The sequence below is a fragment of the Collinsella aerofaciens genome (assembly GCF_039752985.1).
Lineage (GTDB): Bacteria > Actinomycetota > Coriobacteriia > Coriobacteriales > Coriobacteriaceae > Collinsella > Collinsella aerofaciens_BT.
The window spans coordinates 1-18,324 of the sequence record NZ_JBDMHA010000049.1 but is presented as its reverse complement, the minus strand read 5'-3'; the positions used below and the strand labels follow the sequence as shown (position 1 = coordinate 18,324).

The window sequence follows — 18,324 nt, the reverse complement described above, 5'->3', positions numbered from 1 at the left end:
GGTGCGGATATGCTCCACAAGACGCTCGCCCTCCCACGCCGGATCGACGATTAAGCACTCGTCATTCGAAATCACGGCGTAACTGTTGGTCTGAATCGGGCCGTTGACGAGTGCCTCAATCGAAGCTGCACCTCGGGGTGTCAGGTCCAAAGTCATATCGCCCATGCGCATACCCTCCTTCTAAAATACGTTCGAGGCACCAAACGATGCCTCGAACGTAACCGATATCTATGATGCTGAGAGGCTCTCGCACCTACACACGGCGCTTGAGCTGAGCTCCGCCTTCGCCGGGCATAAGACGGCGAGCGTCGTAGACCGAATCGACACTGCTGATGGAAGCCAGCAGCGGATCCAGACCGCTCGCGTCCGAGATCTCGACCATAAAGCGCAGGGTTGCAATACCCTCGCGGTTGGTCGACGTGGCGGCAGAAAGGATATTGCCGCCCGCATCGCCAATGGCAATGGTGACATCCTTGAGCAGGCCCATGCGGTCCAGGCACTCGACCACGATCTCGACCTGGAAGAGGGTGTCGGCAGCGCCGTCCCACTCCACATCGATCATGCGCTCGGGATGTTCCATAAGACCCTTGACGTTGGGGCAGTTGGCGCGATGCACCGAAACGCCACGGCCGCGCGTGATGAAGCCGACGATGTCATCGCCCGTCACCGGATTGCAGCAATGCGCCAGACGGACCAGCAGACCGCTGTTGCTCTCGCCCTTGACGATAATGCCGTTGCTGGCGCTCTTGCCGCGCTTTTGCGGCTTGCGGTTGGAGCCGCGGGCAGGCTGCTTGACGATCTCGGCAATGGCTTCGGTCTTGGTGAGCTGCTCCTCGGGCTTGGGGTCCAAGATTTGCTCGACCTTGTTACCCACAGCGCGCGGGGCAACCTTGCCGGCGCCGACGGCGGCAAACAGGTCCTCGAGCTGCTTGTAGTTAAACTGCTCCGCCACGGCGTTGAGCGCACGCGTGGATCGCGGCGTAGAGATGCCATACCCGCGCTTGCGCAGGTCCTTGGCCAGTATATCGCGGCCGGCAGCAGCGTCATCGTCTTTGGTCGCGGCGGCGAAGTAACGGCGGATCTTTGACTTGGCGGAAGGTGTCTTAACGATCTTGAGCCAATCACGCGACGGCTTGGAACTCTTGTTGGTCAGGATCTCGACACGGTCACCCGTCTTAATCTCGTGCGTGAGCGGAGCCACCGCACCGTTGATTTTGGCGCCGACGCAATGGTTTCCCACCTCGGTGTGAACGGCGTAGGCAAAGTCGAGCGGTGTAGAGCCGGCACGAAGCGCCATGACCTCGCCCTTGGGTGTAAAGACAAAGATCTCCTGGTCGAACAGATCGACCTTCAGCGAGTGCAGGTATTCCTTGGCGTCCGTAATCTCGTCAGACGCTGCCCAATCGAGCGAATGTTTGAGCCAGTTAATCTGGTCGTCCAGACGCTGGGCATCATTGGTCTTAGACGCAGACGATCCGCCCGACTTCTTATAGAGCCAGTGGGCGGCAATGCCGTACTCGGCCTGCTCATGCATCTCGTAGGTTCGAATCTGAATCTCGAGCGGGCGGGCCGTGGGGCCGATAACCGTCGTATGGAGCGACTGGTAGTTGTTGACCTTGGGCATGGCGATATAGTCTTTGAAGCGACCGGGCATGGGGTGCCACAGCGTATGCACCGCGCCGAGCGTGGAGTAGCAATCGCGCACCGAATGCGTGATGACACGCAGTGCCACCAGGTCGTAGATCTCGGAGAATTCCTTGCCCTTGCGCTTCATCTTTTGGTAGATGGACCAATAGTGCTTGGAACGGCCATTGATCTGGAAGCCCTCCAGGCCAATGCGGTTGAGCTCGTCGGTGAGCGTCTTGATAGTCTCAGCCAGATAGCGCTCGCGAACCTCGCGCGACTCAGCCACCATGCGCGCAATGCGCTGGTAGGCATCGGGCTCCAGGTAGAAGAAGGACAGGTCCTCGAGCTCCCACTTAATAGAGCTCATGCCCAGACGGTCGGCCAGGGGCGCATACACGTCCATGGTCTCGCGAGCCTTAAACAGGCGACGGTCCTCGCGAAGGGCCGCCAGCGTACGCATGTTATGCAGGCGGTCGGCAAGCTTAACGATAATGACGCGGATGTCCTTGGACATGGCGAGGAACATCTTGCGCAGCGTGAGGGCCTGCTTCTCGTCCATGCTGTCGACTTCGATGTTGGTGAGCTTGGTCACGCCATCGACGAGCTCGGCTACCGTATCGCCAAACAGGCCGGACACATCGGCAAGCGAGGTCTCGGTATCCTCGACGGTATCGTGCAGCAGCGCGGCGCACACCACATCGCAGTCCATCTTGAGATCGGCCAAAATGATGGCCACCTCGACGGGATGGTTAATGTACATCTCGCCCGAGCGGCGCTTTTGGTTGCAGTGCTTCTCGGCGGCAAAGCAATAGGCCTGCTCCACCTTAGAGAAGTCCTCCTCATTCATATATTTGAGGCACAGGCGCTCCAGCTTGTCGTAGCTGTCCGCCATAATCTCGGGCGGCAGCTCATCGGCATGCTTATAGTGCTCCATCTCCGAAAACGGCTGGAGGGTGGAATCATGGGCGGTACGGGCTGCGGCATCCATCGAGGTCCCCTTCCCCTAGGCCCGCGGTACGATCGGGCGGTTAACTTTGGCTAGCATATCAGAAGCGCACGAATCGAGTGCCCAGCTCCGGAAAGCCGAGAACTCCATGCGCGAGCGCAAGCCCTCCAAATAGCGAATTGACCTGCTCAATTGCACACGGCCGGGGTTTTCGGCCATCGCGATGCGACGGGTGTCGTCAAACCCCGAAACGCGACAGAAACCAAGCTCTTCGAAGATTCCCAGGCCGCTTTCCACCGAGCGCTCGTCGACCGGCGTGCGGGCATCGATGGCAAGGCACATCTGCGCGATGTCGATATCGCTCGCGCTAAACGAGTCGTCTCCGGTCTTGCCGCGGTTGGAGCGCCACATAGTCTGCAGCGCTCGATAGAGCGTGACGAGTTCATCGCGCTCGGGCGCGTAGCAGTCGAGCAGGCGCTCGTTAATGCGAGCGTCACGCGACGAATAGAGCAAGTGAATCACGGCAGGTTGGCCGTCGCGACCGGCGCGTCCGCTCATCTGGTTAAATTCAATGCTGCCAAACGGCATGTGGTAGAGCACGACATGGCGAATATCGGGCAGGTTGACGCCCTCACCAAAGGCAGAGGTCGAAACGATGCAGCTGAGGCTTCCGTCACGAAACGCTTCCTCAACACGGCGACGATCGGAGCGCGCAAGCCCCGCGTTATAGAACGCGATGCGGGTCGCGCAATCGGGCACCCGCTTGCGCAGTGTCTTGGCAAGCGCCACGGACTGATCACGCGAGTTGACGTAGATGACGGTCTTCTCCCCCGTAGCCACGATTGACACCAGGCGGTTCTCGCGGCTCGCAAGATCTCGGTCATCCTCGAGCTGCAAGTTCTCGCGCACCGTCTCGTCGACCACCGTGCGAGTGATCGGCAACATGCGGGCAAGCTCGGCCACGACCGGAGCCGTCGCGGTGGCCGTCGCAGCCATAACGACCGGGTCGCCCAGGGCTTTGAGGATATCGGGCATGTCAAGATAGGCGCTGCGGTCGCCGCCCTTGGCAAGGCCGGCGTGGTGCGCCTCATCGATAACGACAAAGCCGATGCGGCCCGAACGCGCGAAGCGGTCACGGTGGATAGACAGGAACTCGGGCGTCGTGAGCACGATACCGGTGCGGCCCGAAGCTAGGCCGGCGAACACGTCATCGCGTGCGGCCTCCACGGTTTCGCCGGTCAGCACGCCAACGCCAATGCCGAGCGCGGCCATCGTCGACGAGAGGTGATAGGCCTGGTCGGCAACAAGCGCACGCAGCGGATAGACAAAGATGCTCGCACGTCCGCGAAGCACCGCCTCACGCGCGGCATGCACATGGAAGATGAGCGACTTGCCGCGGCCCGTTCCCATAACCGCCAAAACGCTCTGGTGATCGGCCAAGGCGTCGAGCGCCTCAACCTGCGCGCGGTGCGGCTGGTTCGATCCGATAAAGCTATGGATAAGCGAGCGCGTGAGCTCGGTATAGGAAAGCTGGGCGAGCGTCTCGCGCTTGCGCGACTCCAGGCGCAGATCGGAGTCTGCCGGCTGCACGCCACGACGAAGCTCGCATGCCGGATCGTCGACGCTGGGCAGCGTGGTATCGCGGACCAGAACATCCTTGACCATGAGCTTGGACTTCACACGACCCTGCCAATGCTCGGCAACGGCCTCGAACACCAAGTCGACAGCGCTATCGCAGTTGATGAGCTTATCGATTTGCGGCACGCGGAACATAATAGCCGGCACACTCGCGGCGCCATCGGTCGCCACAAAGCGCATGTGCTCGCCGGTCTTACCCACCACGGCGCGATCACACATCGTCACGCCCTCGGCAGCCAGCAGCGGCACCTTATTACCCTGGCCAAACGGCTCAAGGCGGGAAATCTGCTCGATGGTCTCGATATTCAATTCGGAAAGGTCGACCGTGGCGGCAACCTCGTCGATGTCTTCAAAGTCCTCGGCGGGAATCTCCGATAGCACGGCGGAAAGGCGACGACGGAATTCATCGAGCTTGGATGCCTCGATGGTCACACCCACCGCACCGGCATGTCCGCCGCGACGAATCAGCAGGTCGGAACAGCGCTCGACGGCGTCAAACAGGTTAACTTTGCCCACCGAGCGACCAGAGCCGCGCGCGATACCGTCCTCGATCGAGAACAGCAGCGCCGGCACGTGATAGCGGTTGGTCAGACGGCTTGCCACGATGCCCTTGACACCCTCGTGCCAGCCTTCGCCGCCCACGACGATCGCGCGTCCGCCGTCATAGGTCTCCTCGACCTTTGCCATGGCATCGCGCGTGAGCTCCGCCTCGATCTCACGGCGCTGGCGGTTGATTTCTTCGAGCTCAGCCGCCAGCGCGCTTGCTTCGATGGGATTGCGGGCAAGCAGCAGGTCGAGCGCCAGCTTGGGATCGGCCATGCGACCGGCAGCGTTTAAGCGGGGAATGAGCGAGAATGACAGGCCGTCGGCCGTAATGGTAGAAAGATCGGCCTTGGCAAGTGCGGCAAGCGCGATATAGCCGGGACGGGCCGTCACGCGCATCTGCTGGATGCCCTCGGCGACCAGTGCGCGATTCTCGGGCGTGAGCGGCATCATGTCGGATACGGTGCCCAGCGCCGCGACCTCTATCAGCGAACGCCAATACGACGGCTTGCCCAAACGCTCGCCCAGGACCTGCACCAGTTTGAGTGCCACGCCGGCACCGGCAAGCTCGCGCGAGGGACCCTCGTCCTCGAGCTTGGGGTCGGTCAGGGGCACGCCCTGCGGCACCTGGTCGGAAGGCTCGTGATGGTCCGTGACCACCAAATCGATCCCCAGGCTCTCCAGATAGGAGACCTCTTCCTTGGCAGCAATACCGTTATCGACGGTCACAATCAGGTTGGGTTGGGCGAGCTCGTTGACGCGGTCGAGCGCCGCACGCGACAGGCCGTACCCCTCGTCAAAGCGGTGCGGGATAAACGGTGTGACATTGGCGCCAAACATCCGCAGCGCCTCGGTCAACAGACAAGTCGACGTTATGCCGTCGACGTCAAAATCGCCAAAGACGGCGATGCGCTCGTGACTGCGAACAGCGCGCTCAACGCGGTCGGCGACGACCGCCATGCCCGGAATAACGAGCGGGTCCGCCCAGTCGCGATCGAGCGAAGGCGTCAAAAACAGTTGGCCTTCCTCGATGGATGTAATGCCGTGCGCAACCATAATGCGCGCCACCAGCCCGGGTATGCCCAGGCCAGCCGAAAGCTCCTTTTCGAGCTCGGGGTTTTGCCGAGCGACCGCCCAGCGATGCGTCGTCTTAAGCGATGACATAGGCGCCCACCCCCGATAGGGGCAGGTCGCCGCGATACCTCTCACGGTTCATAGCGATGAGTCCTCTGTGTATGCCCGCTTCGGCAGGCAGATCTGTTGAACGGATTTATTATACCGTGCGGCACGGACGCAAAACGCCGCGGTGCGCCGCGGTTTCGGCAAACGATGGCGGTAATGGCCTCGAAATAATCGAGCGTTTCAGCCGCACGGACGCATACGAGCGTCTAGCATATCCATACAAACGAGTTCGCGGATAAAGGGAGTCACGGGACATATGAAGCAATGGGCTGGACTGGGAAAGTTCCTCGCGGGGCATATGCAGATCATCGTTCCGATTTGCGTGGCGCTCGGAGTGCTCTTTCCCCAGCAGATCGGCGTGCTCAAGCCCATTGTTCCCGCCCTCTTCGCCTTTATGACGTTTCAGGGCGCGCTCAGCAACACTTTTCACCAGGTAGCCGAGGTGTTCCACCGTCCGCTGCACCTGATTCTGGCGCTGCTGGTCTCGGCAGTGCTTATTCCCATCGCGGCGTATGCCATAGGGTCACTCTTCTTTGGCTCCAACCCCAACCTTGTCTGCGGCATCGTGCTCGAGTACAGCGTGCCCGTGGCCGTCACCGCTTTTATGTGGATCAGCATGTTCGGCGGCAACGGCCCGCTCGCGCTCACCATCATCCTGACGTCCTCGGTTATCTCCCCTGTGACGATTCCGCTTACGCTTAAGCTCTTGCTGGGTGCCACCGTCTCGATCGATGTGCCGAGCATGATGCAAGACATGGCCTTTATGATCGCCATCCCCGCCGTGCTCGGCATCGTGATCAACGAGCTCACGCGTGGATGGGGACACGAGAAGCTCTCCCCCGCGCTCTCGCCCGCTTGCAAATTCATGATGATGGGCGTTATCGCCTCCAACTCCACCGCCATGAGCGAGTACGTGCTGCACATGAACGCGGTGCGCCTGGAAGTCGCCCTCTTTATTTTGACCTTCGCCATCAGCGGCTTTGTCATCGGTTTTCTGGTCGCCCGTGCGCTGCATCTGCCATATAGCGAGACGGCTACCATGTGCTTTACCTGCGGCATGCGTAACATCTCTTCGGGCGCCGTCATCGCCACGCAATACTTTCCGGGCGAAGTCGTATTCCCCGTCATGTGCGGCACGCTGTTTCAGCAGGTACTCGCCTCGCTTATCGGGCATCTCTTTGAGCGTCTAACCGGCGAGGAGCGCGCCGCCCAGCGCAAGCGGGTCGAGGCCGGCCGCGACGCCATGGCACGCTAGACTGTCCGCAGTGTGCGGGCGCTCACTTTACGATGTGAGCGCCTCCAGATGTGCACGGAGTCGCTCCGCATCGACATCGAGCGTGGTCTCAGCATTGACCTGGGCCAAACGATAGCCGACAAAGTAGGGCGAAGCCACCCAACGCGGCAGCGCCTTGGCAATGGTCCGACCGCCCAGGTGATAGAAGAACAGGTTATACGACTCTGCGCGACCACCGTGGTGCTCGTTCAGGATATAGCGCAGAGCTACCTGGATCGCATCGGCGAAGAGATCCGCCTCGGCTTGGTCTCTCGTGTCATCGCTGGCAGCGATTCCCTGCGGGGCTGAAACGTTGATCTCAAAGAACCCCATGATCGGTTCGGTTGAGATGTTGACCGCGATTCTCCCCTGTTGCCAGAGATTGATGCCTTCGAAATTGGCAGAAGTCAGCGAAGTGTAGCCGTCTTCCTGCTCCAAACCCACAATCTGCATGTGCGGATGAACGAGGCTACCGCCCGAGAGCGGACCCTTGTTCTTGTACATGAGCACGCTTCGATACTGCTGTGAATCAATCATCTGCTGCCAGCAACCCAGGGCAAACCGCATCACATGGTGGAGTTCATCCGGCTCATAGGTCACCAGGTCGGCATCGTGATCGGCCGACTCGATCAGCACGGTTTGACGGGTGGCGCGCAGGGTCTTGAACTTATTCTCGAGCCAGATGCAGTCACCATCGCGCTGGATGATGTTGGCAAGCCCCTCCGTGTCGCAAAAGGGGCACGCGGTGCCAGGGCGACGATTATCGTCAGGCTTACCGCTCGCCTGCTGAACGTCAAATACCAGCGCCACGGGTTATACCTCCAGCGGCACGATCTTGGTGCCATGGAGCTCGGAGACGCCTAGCGCCGCCGCGACCGTGTCGCGATTTGCCGTAGTGATGCCGCCGCCGGGAAGGATGGTCAAACGATCGCCCGCATACTCGATTAAACGAGCCAGGTGATCAAAATTATCCTCGATCGACGTACCGGCAGCGCCGCCATGCGTGAGGATGCGCGTAACGCCGCAGTCGGCAAGTGTATCAATCGCATCGAGCTGAGCCTCGGGCGAGAGCTGGTCAAATGCCATGTGGAAGGTGATGTCGATGGGCTCACGCTTGCATTCCTCGGTCGCGCAGCCCGCGGCCATCACGAGGGCGCCCAACGTAAGCTCGTCGAGTGCCCATCCGCCAGCGCAGGGCTTGCAGCAGCCAAAGACCAAGCCGTCAACGCCGGCGCTCACGGCAAGGCCCAGGTCCATCTCCATCATACGCAACTCGTCCTGGTTGTAGTGAAAGTCGCCGCCACGCGGACGGATCATGCACATCACCCGTGCATCGTGCTCGTGTGCATAGTTGGTCGTAGCGCTGATAACGCCGGCCGAAGGCGTGGTGCCACCGACGGCAAGGTTGTCGCACAGCTCGATACGCCTTGCACCGGCATCGATAGCCGCCGGCACCCGCTCAAAGTTCTCGGCACAAAACTCGTACAGCATAGATAGACCCCAAAAGACAGCAGATGTTTTCCGACGGGCATTGTCACACATCCCCATGAAGTTGCGGTGGAATGGGGACTCTTTTGGCCTCCGAGACTCCCATTTAGTCCCTATTTCGCCGCAACTTAAAAAGGGGCGCTGACTGAGATGGTCAGCGCCCCTTTTGTTAGGTGGGTTAGCCTCCGAGGTAGGCTTTGCGGACGTTGTCGTCATGCAGGAGCTCTTGGCCGGTGCCGGTCATGGTGATCTTGCCGGTCTCGAGCACGTAACCGCGTGTGGCGATGGAAAGCGCCATCTGCGCGTTTTGCTCGACCAGAAGCACCGTGGTGCCGGCCTTGTGAAGGTCCTCGACAATCTGGAAGATCTGTTCAATCAGAATCGGCGCCAGACCCATGGAAGGTTCGTCGAGCATAAGCAGTTTGGGGTTACTCATAAGGGCGCGCCCCATAACGAGCATCTGCTGCTCGCCGCCCGAAAGGGTGCCGGCGACCTGGCGACGACGTTCCTTCAGGCGCGGGAACTGCTCGTAGACGCGCTCCAGGCCCGGAGCCACCGTGGACTTGGGCTGCGTATAGGCACCCATCTCCAGGTTCTCCTCGACCGTCATCTGCAAAAAGGCGCGACGACCCTCGGGAACCTGAGCCAGGCCCTTACCAACCAGCTTATCAGCGGGCGTATGAGTAATGTCCTCGCCCATAAACTTGATGGAACCGGTCTTGGAACGCAGCAGGCCCGAGACGGTCTTGAGCGTTGTGGACTTGCCGGCACCGTTGGCGCCAATCAAGGCCACGATCTCGCCCTCGTTAACGTTAAAGGAGATGTCCTTAATGGCGTGGATGGCGCCGTACCAGACGTTGATGTTGTAGACGGAAAGCATCGGCTCTGCCATTTAGTTCTCCCCCTTATCCTGCTTGCCCAGATATGCCTCAATAACAGCGTCGTTGTTCTGGATTTCCTCTGCCGTGCCCTTGGCGATGACCTTACCAAAGTTGAGCACGCAGATGCCCTCGCAGATGTTCATAACGAGCGACATATCATGCTCGATAAGCATGATAGCAATGCCAAAGGTGTCGCGAATCTTGACGATGTTCTCCATGAGCTCCGCGGTCTCGGACGGGTTCATGCCGGCAGCAGGCTCGTCGAGCAGCAGTAGCTTGGGGTTGGTGGCAAGCGCGCGGACGATCTCCAGACGACGCTGAGCGCCGTAAGGCAGCGATCCGGCCTGCTCGTTTGCCAGATGCTCCATATCAAAGATGGACAGCAGCTCCATGGCGCGCTCGTGAGCAGCCTTCTCGTGCTTCCAATACGTCGGCAGGCGCAGCACGCCCTCAAAGCCGGAGTAACGCTCCTGGTTATGCAGGCCGACCTTGACGTTATCCTCCACCGTCATGGTGTTGAATAGGCGAATGTTCTGGAAGGTACGGGCAATACCCATGCGGTTGACCTGGTAGACCGACTTGCCCGAGGTGTCCTCGCCGTCGAGCAGGATGGTGCCATGCGTGGGCTGGTACACCTTGGTGAGCAGGTTGAAGACCGTGGTCTTGCCGGCGCCGTTGGGACCGATCAGACCGGCGATCTCGGTCTTGCCGATAGTCAGGCTAAAGTCGTCGACTGCCTTAAGGCCACCGAACTCAATGCCCAGGTGGATGCACTCGAGTGCAGGGCGCTCGCCCAGGTCACGATCGGGAACGATGGCGCCAGAAGGATACGGGACCATCTTGCCCTTCTTGAACTCAAATTTACTGGGCATCGGCTGCCACCTCCTTCTTGGAAGCAAAGCGGTCCTTGACGCGACCGAAGAACGCCTTGAGCTGCGGGTTGTTGGTAAAAATCATGACCAGGATCAGCACGATGGCGTAGATGAGCATGCGGTAGTCCGAGAACTGACGAAGCAGCTCGGGAAGCACCGTGAGCAACGCCGCCGCGATGACGGAACCGCGCATGTTGCCCAGGCCGCCCAGGACCACGAACACCAGAATGAGGATCGACGTGTTGAAGTCGAACTTGGTGGCGGAGAGCTGCGAGAAGTTACCGCCGAAGAGAGCTCCGGCAGCACCGGCGAGGGCAGCGGAAACCACGAAGGCGATCATGCGGTACTCCGTGACGGAGATGCCTACGGACTCGGCTGCAATCTTGTTATCGCGCACGGCCATAATGGCACGGCCGGTACGGCTGCGGACCAGGTTGAGCACGATCACGAGTGCGACCATGACCAGGATGGCACCGGCGAGGAAGGTCGAGTACGTCGACACGCCCGAGGCGCCCTGGGCGCCCTTGATGATGGCGGTGCCGTCCTCGAGCAGGTGCAGGTCGTCGATCGTAGAGTTGCCCGTGATGTTAAAAATCACGTGCAGGCCGCGGGAGTCGACGCCCACAATGAGGCAGGTAACGATCTCTTTGATGATCTCGCCAAAAGCCAGGGTCACGATGGCCAGATAGTCGCCGCTCAGGCGCAGGACCGGGATACCAATCAAGAAGCCCAAGATGGCAGCGGCGATAGCGCCGACCACAATGCTGATGATCAGACGCATCGGATCGGACGGAACGGCGCTCTCCAGCGCGACGGCGGTGACGATGCCCGTGTAGGCACCGACGCTCATAAAGCCCGCGTGGCCCAGCGACAAGTCGCCCGCGATGCCGACGACGAGGTTGAGGGAAATGGCCATGACGATATAGGCCGTGATGGGAACCAGCTGACCGGCGATCATGCGCGGAATCATGTGGTTAGACTGCATAAAGAACACGATGGCGAAGGCCACGATGCACATGGCGTACGTGACAAAGTCGTGACGCGTCTGCTTGTCTTTAAGAAACTTCATAACGCTCACCTACACCTTCTCGGGGACGTACTTGCCCAAGAGGCCGGCAGGCTTGACGAGCAGGACGATGATCAAAACACCAAAGACGATGGAGTTGGCAAGGCTCGTGGAAATGTAAGCCTGCGCCATCGCCTCGATGATGCCGATGAGAATGCCACCGACAAAGGCACCGGGGATGGAGCCGATGCCGCCGAAGACGGCGGCGTCGAAGGCCTTGATGCCAGGCATGGCACCCGTCGTGGGCTGCAGCACCGGCGAGTAGGAGCACAGGAGCACGCCGGCGATGGCGGCAAGCGCCGAGCCGATGGCAAACGTCATCGAGATGGTGCGGTTGACGTTGATGCCCATGAGCTGAGCGGCGGCCTTGTCCTCGGACACGGCGCGCATGGCCTTGCCCATCTTGGTCTTACCTGTAAAGAACATCAGGCCGGCCATGATAACCAGGCAGGCGACGATGGTGACGAGCGAGACGGCGCTTACGTTGAACTTGGCCAAGAACTCCGGCACCTGGAAGGTGACGAGCGAAGTGAAGTTCTTGGGCGTGGCGCCCCACAGAAGCTGCGCGGCGTTCTGCAGGAAGTAAGACACGCCGATAGCCGTGATCAGAACGGCCAGCGGGCCTGCTTGGCGCAGCGGCTTATAGGCCAGACCCTCGATGAGAACGCCGAGAACCGTGCAGACCACACAAGAAAGAATTACAGATACCCAGCCCGGGAGGCCGAGATACGACGTGGCGCAGAACGAGACATAGGCACCGACCATGATGACGTCGCCGTGAGCGAAGTTCAGCATCTTGGCGATACCGTAGACCATGGTGTAGCCCAACGCGATGATGGCGTAGACGCTGCCCATGGACAGGCCGTTGACCAGGTATTGGATAAAGACCGTCATGTTCCACATCCCCCTTTCGAATAGGTTTCCAGTTGATGTATGAAACAGGGACGTTACATCGTCCCTAGATACCAAGCAAGCAGGGAAGGCCAAAACCTCCCCTGCTTGGGATCAAAACCGCTCTATGTAAGGCGGCCAATTAGGCCTGTACGTACTTGCCGTCGGTGATGACGTACGCCGTGGGCTCCTTCTGAACCTGGCCCTTATCGTTCCAGGTGAGCTTGCCGGTCAGACCGTCAACGGTAATCTTGAGCATAGCCTTGGACAGCTTCTCGGCGACCTCGGTCGGGTCGGCGTCGACACCAAGACCGGCCTCCTTGACGGCCTCGGCCACCGCGTGCACGCCGTCGTAGGCGTCGGCGGCAAACTGGTCGGGGGTATCGCCGTACTTATCCTTGTAAGCGTTAACGAAGTCGGCGTTCTTCTCGTCGTCGGCGGAGAACGGGGTCATGAGCAGCAGACCCTCGGCAAGAGAGGTATCGAAGCCCTCAACGCCCAGGATACCGTCCATGCCGTCGCAGCCCATCATCTTGACATCGTAGCCCATGTCCTTGGCGTTCTTGAGCAGGACGGACGCCGGCGTATAGTAGATCGGCGCAAAAATCATGGTGGCGCCAGCCTGCTTGGCCTTGGTCAGCTGGTTGGTAAAGCTCGTGGCGGAGTCGTCCTTAAAGGTCTCCTCGTCAACAATCTCGAGCTTGGACTCAGCGGCCTGGGCCTTAAAGGAATCTGCGATGCCCGAAGAATAGGCGTCGCCGGAGTTATAGAACAGCACGAACTTCTCGTCCGCATACTTCTGCGCCAGGAACTTGGCAGCGTTGACACCCTGGTTGGGGTCGGTGAAGCAAACCTGAAAGACGCAATCCTTGCCGTCGGTGACGTCCTCGGAGGACGCGGACGGGGTGATCATGAACGTCTTGGGGTCGTTACCACACTCTGCGGCAACGGCAACCGACGCACCCGTGGTAGTCGGGCCGACGAGGGCCTGCATGCCCCAGTCGAGCAGGGTGTTGAAGGCGTTGACGGCCTTCTCGCCATCGGCCTGGTCATCCTCGGCCTTGCTGGCAAGCGGCAGCTCCTTGGTCGAAAAATCCTTGCAGCCAAGCTCGACACCCTGGGTAACGGACTTGCCGTAGGACGCGTTGGCGCCGGTCAGCGGGCCGATGGTGCCGATCTTAAACGAAGCGTCGCTCGAAGCGGAACCGCTGTCGCCGCCGTTGGAGGAGCAGCCAGCTAGAATGGACATCGCCCCCAGACCTGCTGCGCTCGCGATAACGCTCCTGCGATTCATAACAGGGTTCAATGACTTACCGGTGAGGCTCGACATGCGGCTCTCCTCTCAAATCTCGTCGGGTTTCGGTTACCCGACAGGCCATCCTTCGCCGTGTTCGGCGTTCGCAAAATAGTAGACGCTTTAGTTGAGAAAAGTGGCGATTATTTCAACTTTTCTTTGGATTTGTCCATTTATCCATAATTCTGCGTATTTCTATTACTTTATGCAGTAATGCCACTTTATTGTGTGAAAGTAATGTTTCCGTTCTGTTACAAGCGCCCTTGCCCTGAATAAAACGGCCTCACCGGTAGCGCTTTATGCGCACTTAGGCGGCGATGTACTTGCCATCCTGAATCACATAGGCCGTAGCGGGCTTTTCGACCTGGCCCTCGTCGTTCCACGTGAGCTCGCCCGTCAGGCCCTCAATCTTGATCTTGCGCATGGCCTTGGCAAGATCGTCGGCAATGTCGGCACCATCGGCCGTAATATCGATGCCCGCCTTGTCGATGGCCTCGGCGATGGCGTGGACACAATCGTAGGCGTCGGCGGCAAACTGGTTAGGCGTCTCGTCGTAGGCATCCTTATAGGCCTTGACGAAGTCGGCATTCTTCTCGTCATCGGCGGAAAACGGGGTCATGAGCAGTACGCCCTCGGCAAGAGAGGTATCGAAGCCCTCCACAGAGAGCAGGCCGTCCATGCCGTCGGTACCCATGAGCGTCATGTCGTAGCCCATGTCCTTGGCGTTCTTGAGCAAAACGGACGCCGGCGTGTAGTAGATCGGCGCAAAGATGAGCGTGGCGCCGGCCTCCTTGGCCTTGGTGAGCTGGTTGGTAAAGCTCGTGGAGGAATCGTCCTTAAAGGTCTCGGTATCGACGATATCAAGTTTGGACTCCTTGGCCTGCTCGGCAAAGGCATCGGCAACACCCGAGCTGTACGTATCGCCGGAGTTGTAGAACAGGGCGATCTTGGCGTCCGCGTATTTCTCGGCCAAGAACTTCGCAGCGCTGGCGCCCATGGTGGGATCGGTGAAGCAAACCTGAAAGACCGTGGTCTTATCCTTGGTGACGTCGAGCGACGAGGCCGAAGGCGTGACCATGAGCATATCGTCGGCGATCTCGCCCGAGACGGCGACGGCGGCACCAGTCGTGACGGGGCCGACGAGAGCCTGCATGCCCCAGTCGCACAGGGTATTGAAGGCGTTGATAGCCTTCTCGCCGTCAGCGACGTCATCCTCGGACTTAAGCGAGAGTTTGAGGTCCTTGGTCGAGAAATCCTTGGCGGCGAGCTTGGCACCCTTCTCGGCCGAAACGCCATAGGTTGCCGCGGCGCCGGTCAGAGGGCCGATGACACCGATCTTGAAGGTCTTGCCGTCATCGGCGGAGCCGCCCTCCGAGCCACCCGACGAGCAACCAGCGAGTGCCACGGTGCTGCCGAGCGCCGCGGCACCGGCGAGAAAGTTCCTACGGCTGAGCGTGCTGTTGATGCTAAACATGGTGTCCCCCTTTTCGCTGGCCGCGGTGCGGCCGTCTTGCGGTACAGGGCAAACCTTATGGTGCAAACGTTGACAGTTTGTTACGGAAGTTCGTTTGTAGCGAGCGTGTTTCCAATGTTTCCGCAGCGTTTCGGGGGTGGCGTTTTGTGCTGCTCCCGCTGCCAGGCAAGCACGCGCCCGCACTTCACGCTAGAATGCACTCAACCTTTAAGCGGTTAATCCATCCATAAGATGCACGAAGGAGCTATCTATGAGCGAACCCCTGCGCACCGTGAACGTCGGCCTCATCGGTCTGGGAACCGTCGGCGGCGGCGTGGCCCGTCTGATCAAGAGCCACCACGATGAGTACCTGGCCGCCTACGGCATCGACCTTAAGCTGACCCGCGCCTGCGCGCTTGCCTGGGAGCAGGCCGAAGCCGCCGGTATTGAGCGCGAGGCCTTTACGAGCGACTGGCACGACGTCGTCACCGACCCCGCCGTCGATATCGTCGTCGAGCTCATCGGCGGCGAGCACCCCGCGACCGAAATCTTCACCACCGCCTTCGAGAATGGCAAGCACGTCGTCTCTGCCAACAAGGCCCTGCTGGGCCGTCATGTCGAGACGCTCGCCGAGAAGGCGCGCGCGTGCGGCGTGCAGATTAAGTGCGAGGCCAGCTGCGGCGGCGGCATCCCCATCGTGAGCACGCTCGAGCACGACCTGGTGGGCAACAAGGTCCTGACCATCGCTGGCATTCTCAACGGCACCACCAACTACATCCTGTCGCGCATGGACGCCGAGGGCGCCGATTACGCTGACGTGCTCGCCGACGCCCAGGCAAAGGGCTATGCCGAGGCCGACCCGTCCGCCGACGTCGACGGCTTCGACGCCGCCAGCAAGACGGCAATCCTCGCTTCCATCGGCTTTGGCACCCGCGTGACCACCGACGATGTCTACCAGCAGGGTATCCGTACCATCGGCGCCGAAGACATTGCCCAGGCCCGCGAGCTCGGCTACACCATCAAGCTGCTGGGCATCGCACGCAACACCGACGCTGGCGTCGACGTCCGCGTGCATCCCACGCTGATCCCCGCCGACCACATGCTTGCCAAGGTCAACGGCGCCATGAACGCCGTCTACGTGGTAGGCGACGCCGTGGGCGAGACCATGTTCTACGGTGCCGGCGCAGGCTCCTTCCCCACCGCAAGCGCCGTCGTGGGCGACATCCTGTCGCTCTCCGAGCAGATCAGCCGCGGCGTGGCTCCGCTGCCCGAGATTGAACCCTATGGCCACAACCTCGCCTTTAAGCCCATGGACGAGCTCCAGACCAAGTACTATGTGCGCCTGAAGGTCGCCGACCGCGTGGGCGCCCTGTCCGAGACGGTCGACATCTTTGCCAAGCACAACATCTCGATCTCGCTCATCAACCAGGTCGAGGACGGCAAGTCGGGCGTCAGCGATGCCTGCTCGGTCATCTTCCTGACGCACCGCGCGCTCGAGAAGGACGTCCAGGCTGCCGCCGCCGAGCTTGCCAGCGTCGACTGCGTGGCCGAGGTCGCCAACGTCCTACGCATCGAGGACGTTGAGGCTTGGACCGAAGGCGTCATGGCCAACTAGTCCACTACTTCGAACCTCAACGAAGCTCAACGCAAAAGGCGCGTTGCCTGCATCAACCGCAGGCAGCGCGCCTTCTATTATTTGGACGGAACCCGTATCCCGACATTCCTTGCTACTTGCCGTCGTCGTCCTGGGCCTCATCGCGTGCATAGAGCTCCAGCATGCGGCGGCGGTATTCGCGCACGGCGAGCTTGGCGCGCTCCAGACGGCGGCGCTCGCGTGGGGTCAGCTCGGATGGGTCGACCTCGTCTCCATAGGTCTTATCGGCAAGTAGGTGCGCCGCGTCCACGATGCGGGCATCGATGTGGCCGCTCGCCGCCTCGGCGGAAAGACGCTCGGCAATCGCATCGAGCGTAGGCAGGCCCTCGAATACGCGACCATGGCCATGCGAAGTCAGCAGCTCATGCTCGCGCGCGAGCAAGCTCGCTAAGTCGTGGTGGGCGCGCAGGATGTCGAGCGCATCGGATGGATGCTCGGCAACTTCTGCCACGGCGGCGACCGGCGCGGCATCCACCACGCGGTAGAAGAGCTGCGCGAGCAATGGCATCAAGAACACCGTGATGGCGCCGGCGGCAACCATAACCGACGCGATGTCTTGCGACAGCGCGCCCGCGTTGACGGCAACGCTCGTCACGGCAACGATGATCGGCAGCGCCGTGGTGCAGTACAGGGCCACGGTAATGCGACCATACGCCGACACATCGCGCGTCGCAGGGCAAATGCTCATAGAAATAAGAATGGGCACGGCACGAATAATCAGCAACGCCACGATAAAGCCCACGAGCAGACCCGGGCGCGACGCCACGGCCGTCAGGTCGATCTTTGCGCCCGATACGGTAAAGAACACCGGAATCAAAAAGCCGTAGGCCAGGCCGTCGAGCTTGGTCTCGAGCGTATGGTTGCCCTCGGGGATGATGTAGCGCAAGACAAAGCCGGCGGCAAAAGAACCCAACACAATGTCGAGATCAAAGACGGCCGAGAAAGCCACGAGTGTGACCAGGATGAGCACCGTCAGGCGCACGAAGGTCTGCGACGTGGTATCGGCGCGTTCCTCGACAAACGCAAAGAAGCGGCTGCCGACGCGCTTGGAGCGGCTTGGGACCACGGCAAGCAACACGCAGACCACCGCAAACAGGCCAAGAATCACGAGCGTTTGGATGCCGGTACGGGCAGACAGCAGCACCGACATGGCAAGCACGGGGCCGAGCTCGCCCCAGGTGCCATACGCGAGAATCGAGTCGCCCACGCGCGTTCCGACAAGTGAACGCTCACGCATGATGGGCACGAGCGTGCCGAGCGCCGTAGAAGTGAGGGCAAGCGTCACGGCGATACCGTCGAAATGGCTGACCGAGAACCACGGGGTAAAGCGCACGGCAAGCCAGGCGATACCAAACGTGACGACCCACGTTGCCAAGCCGTAGCGCCCCTCGACACCCGTGATGCTCTTGGGATCGATCTCAAAGCCGGCAAGCAGGAACAAAAAGGCCAGACCGAGCTCGGACACAAGCGAGACCTCGGCATCTACATGGATGACGCCGAGCATATGGGGTCCCAGC

General features: G+C 60.6%; 13 protein-coding genes. 2 read left to right on the top strand and 11 right to left on the bottom strand.

The features are described from left to right. Positions 1-253: 253 nt before the first annotated feature. Together ABHR76_RS07355 and recJ are read right to left on the bottom strand one after the other, a co-directional pair. Positions 254-2,614 carry a RelA/SpoT family protein gene (locus ABHR76_RS07355; protein WP_138111993.1) on the bottom strand — a complete coding sequence of 787 codons (2,361 nt, stop codon included), beginning with the start codon at positions 2,612-2,614 and terminating at the stop codon, positions 254-256. Between the two features lie 15 nt (positions 2,615-2,629). After that, positions 2,630-5,917: a single-stranded-DNA-specific exonuclease RecJ gene (gene recJ / locus ABHR76_RS07350; RefSeq protein WP_346965396.1), complete on the bottom strand. Its 3,288-nt coding sequence runs from the start codon at positions 5,915-5,917 to the stop codon at positions 2,630-2,632. 274 nt (positions 5,918-6,191) lie between these two features. Here recJ and ABHR76_RS07345 point away from each other — a divergent pair, with 274 nt between their 5' ends. Then, positions 6,192-7,190: a bile acid:sodium symporter family protein gene (locus ABHR76_RS07345; RefSeq protein WP_138111987.1), complete on the top strand. Its 999-nt coding sequence runs from the start codon at positions 6,192-6,194 to the stop codon at positions 7,188-7,190. A gap of 27 nt (positions 7,191-7,217) precedes the next feature. Here ABHR76_RS07345 and ABHR76_RS07340 read toward each other — a convergent pair whose 3' ends face one another. From ABHR76_RS07340 to ABHR76_RS07305, 8 genes are all read right to left on the bottom strand, one after another. Further along, the gene (locus tag ABHR76_RS07340; protein WP_138111984.1) at positions 7,218-8,018 is read right to left on the bottom strand and encodes a DUF4931 domain-containing protein; all 801 of its coding nucleotides are present in this window, start codon (positions 8,016-8,018) and stop codon (positions 7,218-7,220) included. A 3-nt stretch (positions 8,019-8,021) separates the two neighbouring features. Next, a complete protein-coding gene (locus tag ABHR76_RS07335) occupies positions 8,022-8,699 on the bottom strand; it encodes a copper homeostasis protein CutC (protein WP_215694174.1) in 678 nt (225 codons plus the stop codon). A 175-nt stretch (positions 8,700-8,874) separates the two neighbouring features. Continuing rightward, on the bottom strand, positions 8,875-9,588 hold the full coding sequence (locus ABHR76_RS07330; protein ID WP_006234438.1) for an ABC transporter ATP-binding protein: 714 nt from the start codon (positions 9,586-9,588) through the stop codon (positions 8,875-8,877). Further along, on the bottom strand, positions 9,589-10,449 hold the full coding sequence (locus tag ABHR76_RS07325) for an ABC transporter ATP-binding protein (protein ID WP_055310550.1): 861 nt from the start codon (positions 10,447-10,449) through the stop codon (positions 9,589-9,591). Then, on the bottom strand, positions 10,439-11,518 hold the full coding sequence (locus ABHR76_RS07320) for a branched-chain amino acid ABC transporter permease (protein WP_117862433.1): 1,080 nt from the start codon (positions 11,516-11,518) through the stop codon (positions 10,439-10,441). Before ABHR76_RS07320 ends, ABHR76_RS07325 begins: the two co-directional genes overlap by 11 nt. Before the next feature lie 9 nt (positions 11,519-11,527). Beyond that, positions 11,528-12,409 (bottom strand): branched-chain amino acid ABC transporter permease, encoded by an 882-nt coding sequence (locus ABHR76_RS07315; protein WP_035137220.1) that lies wholly within the window; start codon positions 12,407-12,409, stop codon positions 11,528-11,530. Positions 12,410-12,548: 139 nt separating this feature from the next. Continuing rightward, complete coding sequence (locus ABHR76_RS07310) at positions 12,549-13,736, bottom strand: ABC transporter substrate-binding protein (protein WP_006234442.1); 1,188 nt, start codon at positions 13,734-13,736, stop codon at positions 12,549-12,551. 271 nt (positions 13,737-14,007) lie between these two features. Further along, positions 14,008-15,174, bottom strand: coding sequence for an ABC transporter substrate-binding protein (locus ABHR76_RS07305; protein WP_346977185.1), 1,167 nt, complete (start codon positions 15,172-15,174; stop codon positions 14,008-14,010). A gap of 250 nt (positions 15,175-15,424) precedes the next feature. On the opposite strand from ABHR76_RS07305, the gene ABHR76_RS07300 reads away from it, so the two are divergent. Further along, on the top strand, positions 15,425-16,768 hold the full coding sequence (locus tag ABHR76_RS07300) for a homoserine dehydrogenase (RefSeq protein WP_346977184.1): 1,344 nt from the start codon (positions 15,425-15,427) through the stop codon (positions 16,766-16,768). Between the two features lie 112 nt (positions 16,769-16,880). On the opposite strand, the gene ABHR76_RS07295 is transcribed toward ABHR76_RS07300, so the two are convergent. Further along, the coding region (locus ABHR76_RS07295; protein WP_346977183.1) for a cation:proton antiporter domain-containing protein at positions 16,881-18,324 on the bottom strand (1,444 nt) is incomplete at its 5' end.